The sequence below is a fragment of the Caballeronia sp. M23-90 genome (assembly GCF_053574605.1).
In genome coordinates this window covers 1-6,118 of record NZ_JBSIPA010000398.1, presented here as the reverse complement: position 1 = coordinate 6,118, position 6,118 = coordinate 1, and the positions used below count along the sequence as shown (strand labels likewise).

Here is a 6,118-nt window from a genome sequence, read left to right as displayed (position 1 = left end):
TGGCGGCGCGCCGTACGGCTGCGGCCGTCGATGCGGCTCTTCGCGCCCAGCGCCAGCAGCAAGCGGAAAAGGAAATCACGCAGAACCCGTTCGTGCAGTCCCTGATTCGCGATTTCGGCGCGAGTATCGTGCAGGGGTCCATCAAGCCGATCTCGCCGGAGAACGGCAGCAGCGCACAGGGCGGCGGGCAGAACGCCGCATCGGCGAATTAAGCTTTTAGAGAACATCGTTTCAAGCGCAACGAAGCGCACATTCTTCGCTGGCATGGCGATGTACTGAACGCCAGCCACCCATTTTCTATACCGTTTTCCCCAAGGAGCCCGATCATGATGAAGAACCAACTCGCCGGCTTGATGAAGCAAGCGCAGCAAATGCAGGACAACATGAAGAAGGCGCAGGACGAACTCGCGCTGATCGAAGTGGAAGGTCAGTCGGGCGCGGGCCTTGTGAAGGTAACGATGACTTGCAAGAACGACGTGCGCCGGGTCGTGATCGATCCGAGCCTCCTCGCCGACGACAAGGACATGCTGGAAGACCTCGTTGCCGCAGCATTTAACGACGCCGTGCGCAAGGCCGAAGCCACTACGCAGCAAAAGATGAGCGGCATGACCGCCGGCATGCCGATGCCGCCGGGCTTCAAGCTGCCGTTCTAAGCTGCCAGCACACCAACTCTCAGAGCAACGGCCACCGCGCATGAAACAACCTTCCGCCTTGTCGGCGCTCGTCGAAGCGCTGCGCGCTCTGCCGGGCGTGGGTCCCAAGTCGGCGCAGCGCATGGCCTATCACCTCATGCAGCATGACCGGCCAGGCGCTGAAAAGCTCGGCCGGTCGCTGATGTTTGCAACCGAGCATCTGCAGCACTGCGAGAAATGCAACACGTTCACCGAGGCGGCAATCTGCGAAGTCTGCAGCGATCCCGAGCGCGACGCCGAATTGCTCTGCGTGGTCGAAACGCCAGCCGACCAGATCATGCTCGAACAGACGCTGACTTATAGCGGCTTGTATTTCGTGCTGATGGGGCGGCTGAGTCCGCTCGATGGTATCGGGCCGAAGGAAATTCATTTCGATCGCCTGATCCAGCGCGCCACCGATGGCATCGTGAAGGAGATCGTGCTCGCCACGAACTTCACGAACGAGGGCGAAGCGACCGCGCATTACCTCGCGCAGACGCTGAAATCCAAGGGCCTGAAGGTGACGCGGCTCGCGCGCGGCGTACCGGTGGGCGGGGAACTCGAATACGTCGATGCAGGCACGATCGCGCGCGCGATGCTGGATCGCCGTTCGGTATAGACCTGAGGACATACAACGACATGACCGAAGCAGAAGCACTGGCATTGGCCACACATCGCCATTACAAGGGCGGGTTGTATCGTGTGATTGGCGTGGCGCGGCATTCCGAAACTGAAGAGCCCATGATCGTCTACGAACATCTGTGGCCTCACGACCACGGCTTGTGGGTGCGGCCGGCCGCGATCTTCAACGACACGCTCTCAAACGGTGCGCCGCGTTTCCAGGCGCTCGAGATTCCGCTTTAAGCAAGTCACAAACAACAACGCAGGAGACACCATGAGCGCAACCTCGGGACCGCTCGCCGGCGTCAAGGTGCTCGAACTCGGCACGCTGATCGCCGGGCCGTTCGCCTCGCGCTTCATGGGCGAGTTCGGCGCTGACGTCATCAAGATCGAAGATCCGAACGGCGGCGATCCGCTGCGCAAATGGCGCAAGCTCTATCCGGAAGTGGGCGGGACGTCGCTATGGTGGGCCGTTCAGGCGCGCAATAAAAAGTCGGTGACTATCAACCTGAAAGCCCCGGAAGGCAAGGAAATCGTCCGCCGGCTGGCCAAGGAAGCCGATATCGTCGTCGAGAATTTCAGGCCGGGTCTGCTCGAGAAACTCGGACTCGGTTACGAAGTCCTGTCCGCCGAAAATCCTGGTCTCGTGATGGTGCGTTTGTCCGGATACGGGCAGACCGGGCCATATCGCGACCGGCCGGGATTTGGCGCGATCGCCGAATCCATGGGCGGATTACGTCACATCACGGGCTATCCCGATTTGCCGCCGCCCCGGATCGGCATTTCGATCGGGGACTCCATTGCTGCGCTTCACGGCGTGATCGGCGCACTGATGGCGCTGCATCACCGGCAAGCGAACGGTGGCAAAGGGCAGGTCGTCGATGTCGCGCTTTACGAAGCCGTCTTCAACATGATGGAAAGCGTAGTGCCGGAATATGGTGTGTACGGCATGATCCGCGAACGCACGGGCGCGTCGCTGCCGGGTATCGTGCCGTCGAATACGTATCCGTGCCGCGATGGCAGCATCGTGATCGGCGGCAACAGCGATCCTATCTTCAAGCGTTTGATGCTGGCGATCGGCCGCGAAGATCTGGGCAACGATCCGACGCTGGCATCGAATGATGGACGCGTGCCACGTACGCGGGAAATCGATGATGCCATCCGCGTGTGGCTGTGCACGCGCACGATCGACGAAGCCCTCGCCGTGCTCAACGCCGCCGATGTTCCCGCGGGACGCATCTACAGCGTGGCCGACATGTTCACGGACCCTCAGTACATCGCGCGCCAGATGATCCAGCGATTTCCGTGGCAGGATGGCCGTGAGATCGCCTTGCCGAACGTCACGCCAAAGCTCTCGGAAACGCCTGGCGGAACACGCTGGCTCGGACCGCAACTCGGTGAACACACCGATGAAGTCCTGCAATCGCTCGGGTATGATCCTGACAATATTGCGAGATTGCGGGCGGACAGGGTGATTTGAACCTCCGCAAAATATCTCGGCGTTCAAACCGAAGCCTCGAAAAATAAAAACGAAGGAGACAAGATGCAACGCAGGACTTTCATCGCAAGCGGCGCGGCGCTCGCTGCCGGCACATTGATAGACACCCCATTCGCGTTCGCGCAAGCGAAGCTCGAGCATCCAAAGGTTTCGATCGCGGTCGGCGGCAAGAACCTGTTCTACTACTTGCCGCTCACCATTGCGGAGCGCCGCAACTACTTCAAGGACGAAGGGCTCGAGATCGAAATCTCCGACTTCGCCGGCGGTGCGAAAGCGTTGCAGGCCGCGGTGGGTGGCAGCGCGGACGTGGTGTCGGGCGCGTTCGAACACACGCTGCTGCTGCAGGCGAAGGGGCAGATGTTCCGCGAGTTCGTGCTGCAAGGGCGCGCGCCGCAGATCGTGCTGGCTGTGTCGAAGAAAGCGATGCCGAACTACAAGGGCATCGCCGATCTCAAAGGCAAGAAGATCGGCGTGACTGCGCCGGGTTCGTCGACATCGATCATGGCGAGCTTCGTTCTGGCGAAGGCCGGGCTCACCGCGAGCGACGTGTCGTTCATCGGCGTGGGCGCGGGAGCGGGTGCGGTCGCTGCATTGCAGTCGGGACAGATCGATGCCATGGCGAACCTCGATCCCGTCATGACCAAACTGGAACGCTCCGGCGACATCCGAGTGATCTCGGACACCCGTACGCTCGCCGATACCCGCGCGGTCTTCGGCGGCGACATGCCGGCAGGGTGCCTGTATGCGTCGCAGAGCTTCATCACGAAGAATCCGAACACCACCCAGGCGCTCACCAACGCGATGGTCCGTGCACTCAAGTGGCTTCAGACGGCAACGGGCAAGGACCTGATCTCGACGGTGCCCGAGGCATACTTGCTCGGCGACAGTTCGCTTTATCTGGATGCATGGCAGCACGTGAAGGAAGCCATGTCGCCCGATGGCCTGATGCCCGCAAACGGCCCGGCGACGTCGCTCAAGACGCTGCAAGCCTTCGACGAAACCGTAAAAAGCAAGCCGATCGACCTGTCGAAGACGTGGACCAACGACTTCGTGAAGAAGGCGTTGACCTCGGTCAAGGCATAAGCGATGCAGCCGACAACTACACCGGTCCCCGCGCTCGCGCTGGAGAATGTCACCTGCACGTTCGTCTCCCGCGATGACCGCCGTTCCCGCTACACGGCGGTCAAGGAGACGACGTTGCGCGTCGCGCCGGGCGAGTTCGTCTCGGTCGTCGGTCCTACGGGTTGCGGCAAGTCCACGCTGTTGAACGTCGGCGCGGGTTTGCTCGCGCCTTCGTCGGGCACGGTCAACGTCTTCGGTACCGAACTTGACGGGATCAACCGCCGCGCCGGATACATGTTCCAGGCTGAAGCGCTGATGCCCTGGCGATCGGCACTCGACAACGTCACAGCCGGTTTGTCGTTTCGCGGCGTTCCCAAAGACGAAGCGTCTGCGAGAGGCGAAGAGTGGTTAAAGCGCGTCGGTCTTGGCGGGTTCGGCGACCGTTATCCGCATCAGTTGTCCGGCGGCATGCGAAAGCGCGTGGGCATGGCGCAAACGCTGATCCTCGATCCGGACATCATCCTGATGGACGAACCGTTTTCCGCCCTGGATATCCAGACGCGCCAGCTCATGGAAAACGAGTTGCTCGAACTTTGGGCAGCCAAGCGTAAAGCCGTGCTCTTCATCACCCATGACCTCGACGAAGCGATTTCGCTGTCCGATCGCGTGGTGGTGCTGTCGGCAGGGCCTGGCACGCATCCGATCGGCGAGTTCGTGATCGATCTGCCGCGTCCGCGTGATGTGGCCGAAATCCGCTCGCATCCGCGCTTCGTGGAATTGCATTCACAGATCTGGTCCGTGCTGCGGGAAGAAGTCCTGAAAGGCTACAAGCAACAGCTCACAGCCGTTTGAATCGCCCATTAGCTTGCTAACAAGAGCAGATCGATCATGTGGAAAACGTTGCGCCCGAACCGCGCCAACCTGGTTGTATGGCAGTGGCTGCTGCTCGTGCTGTGTTTCTTACTTTGGTATGTGCTGACCAGCCCGACGCTGTTGCCGGCTTTTTATTTCGACGATTCGAGCAAGGCCGCATTTTTCTTTGGCGAACCGCAGAAAGTGCTGTTGCGCATCTGGCAATGGTTCACGACCGGCGAGATCTACGTGCATCTCTGGGTCACGCTGATCGAAACCGTGCTCGCATTCGTGATTGGAACGGTAATGGGTCTCGGAGTTGGTTTATGGCTTGCCCTGGCGCCCATGATGAGCGCGCTCTTCGATCCGTACATCAAGGCCGCGAACTCGATGCCGCGCGTCATCCTCGCACCGATCTTCGCCGTCTGGTTCGGCCTCGGCATCTGGTCGAAAGTGGCGCTCGGCGTGACGCTGGTCTTTTTCATCGTGTTTTTCAACGTCTATCAGGGCGTGAAGGAAGTGAGCCCGGTCGTTCTTGCCAACGCCCGCATGCTCGGCGCCAATCGCAAACATCTGCTGCGGCACGTGTATTTGCCGAGCGCGACAAGCTGGGTGTTCTCCAGCTTGCACACGTCGGTGGGACTTGCGTTTGTCGGCTCCGTAGTGGGCGAATATCTGGGTTCTGCACGCGGTGTCGGATACCTGATTCTCCAAGCCGAAGGCACGTTCGATATCAATACCGTGTTCGCAGGCATTCTGGTGCTCACGGCATTTGCACTGATCCTGGACGGGATAGTTGCGTTCGTCGAACGCCGCCTGATGAAGTGGCAGCCGAGCGCCGGTGATACCGAAAAGATGTGACGCGGCCCTCTTGACGCCAATCATTCACGGCTCGATCACGATCTTGCCCGAGACACGCCGGCTCGCCATGTCGCTCAATGCATCGGCGGTTCGCGCGAGCGGATAACGCTTCGTGATGTGCGGGCGAAGCCGGCGTTCCTTGATCCAAGCAAAGATCTGCTTCATTGCTGCGCCTGCGAGCTCGGGTTCGTGTTGCATGTGCTGGCCCCAGAACACGCCCACGATGCTGGCGCCTTTCAGCAGCGTCAGATTGAGGGCCAACCTCGGTATCTCGCCGTTGGCGAACCCCACCACCAGATAACGCCCCCTCCATCCGATGCTGCGAAAAGCCGGTTCCGCATACTCGCCGCCAACCGGATCGTAGATGACGTCCGGACCTTTTCCGTCCGTCAGCTCTTTGATGCGCTCACGCAGGTTCTCGTTCGAGTAGTCGATGGTCGCATCTGCCCCATGTTCAACGCACAATGCCAGCTTCTCCGCGCTGGACGCCGCAGCGATCACGCGTGCTCCAAGCGCCTTGCCAATTTCAACCGCTGCCAGCCCCACGCCGCCA

At 60.6% G+C, this 6,118-nt stretch carries 9 protein-coding genes; 8 read left to right on the top strand and 1 reads right to left on the bottom strand.

Annotation, left to right across the window (positions count from 1 at the left end; all coding sequences use genetic code 11):
* The 8 genes from ACRXB1_RS28085 to ACRXB1_RS28050 form a co-directional block, all read left to right on the top strand.
* Window positions 1-212, top strand: a 212-nt coding sequence (locus ACRXB1_RS28085; RefSeq protein WP_449493886.1) for a hypothetical protein, incomplete at its 5' end; no start/stop codon positions are given.
* Between the two features lie 114 nt (window positions 213-326).
* Window positions 327-653 (top strand): YbaB/EbfC family nucleoid-associated protein, encoded by a 327-nt coding sequence (locus ACRXB1_RS28080; protein WP_056363948.1) that lies wholly within the window; start codon window positions 327-329, stop codon window positions 651-653.
* A gap of 40 nt (window positions 654-693) precedes the next feature.
* On the top strand, window positions 694-1,290 hold the full coding sequence (gene recR, locus ACRXB1_RS28075) for a recombination mediator RecR (RefSeq protein WP_061999549.1): 597 nt from the start codon (window positions 694-696) through the stop codon (window positions 1,288-1,290).
* 20 nt (window positions 1,291-1,310) lie between these two features.
* The gene (locus ACRXB1_RS28070) at window positions 1,311-1,535 is read left to right on the top strand and encodes a DUF1653 domain-containing protein (RefSeq protein WP_174364614.1); all 225 of its coding nucleotides are present in this window, start codon (window positions 1,311-1,313) and stop codon (window positions 1,533-1,535) included.
* A 31-nt stretch (window positions 1,536-1,566) separates the two neighbouring features.
* Window positions 1,567-2,772 carry a CaiB/BaiF CoA transferase family protein gene (locus ACRXB1_RS28065; RefSeq protein WP_449493885.1) on the top strand — a complete coding sequence of 402 codons (1,206 nt, stop codon included), beginning with the start codon at window positions 1,567-1,569 and terminating at the stop codon, window positions 2,770-2,772.
* A gap of 63 nt (window positions 2,773-2,835) precedes the next feature.
* Window positions 2,836-3,873: an ABC transporter substrate-binding protein gene (locus ACRXB1_RS28060; RefSeq protein ID WP_062170028.1), complete on the top strand. Its 1,038-nt coding sequence runs from the start codon at window positions 2,836-2,838 to the stop codon at window positions 3,871-3,873.
* Window positions 3,874-3,876: 3 nt separating this feature from the next.
* Window positions 3,877-4,704 (top strand): ABC transporter ATP-binding protein, encoded by an 828-nt coding sequence (locus tag ACRXB1_RS28055; protein WP_061999545.1) that lies wholly within the window; start codon window positions 3,877-3,879, stop codon window positions 4,702-4,704.
* A 36-nt stretch (window positions 4,705-4,740) separates the two neighbouring features.
* On the top strand, window positions 4,741-5,565 hold the full coding sequence (locus ACRXB1_RS28050) for an ABC transporter permease (RefSeq protein ID WP_061999544.1): 825 nt from the start codon (window positions 4,741-4,743) through the stop codon (window positions 5,563-5,565).
* A gap of 24 nt (window positions 5,566-5,589) precedes the next feature.
* Here the strand turns inward: ACRXB1_RS28050 and ACRXB1_RS28045 are convergent.
* Window positions 5,590-6,118: NADPH:quinone oxidoreductase family protein (locus tag ACRXB1_RS28045; RefSeq protein WP_449493884.1), on the bottom strand; the 529-nt coding region annotated here is incomplete at its 5' end.

Coding starts and splice junctions, on each gene's coding strand:
- ACRXB1_RS28080 (WP_056363948.1), top strand. CDS start 327: ATGATGAAGAACCAACTCGCCGGCTTGATGAAGCAAGCGCAGCAAATG.
- recR (WP_061999549.1), top strand. CDS start 694: ATGAAACAACCTTCCGCCTTGTCGGCGCTCGTCGAAGCGCTGCGCGCT.
- ACRXB1_RS28070 (WP_174364614.1), top strand. CDS start 1,311: ATGACCGAAGCAGAAGCACTGGCATTGGCCACACATCGCCATTACAAG.
- ACRXB1_RS28065 (WP_449493885.1), top strand. CDS start 1,567: ATGAGCGCAACCTCGGGACCGCTCGCCGGCGTCAAGGTGCTCGAACTC.
- ACRXB1_RS28060 (WP_062170028.1), top strand. CDS start 2,836: ATGCAACGCAGGACTTTCATCGCAAGCGGCGCGGCGCTCGCTGCCGGC.
- ACRXB1_RS28055 (WP_061999545.1), top strand. CDS start 3,877: ATGCAGCCGACAACTACACCGGTCCCCGCGCTCGCGCTGGAGAATGTC.
- ACRXB1_RS28050 (WP_061999544.1), top strand. CDS start 4,741: ATGTGGAAAACGTTGCGCCCGAACCGCGCCAACCTGGTTGTATGGCAG.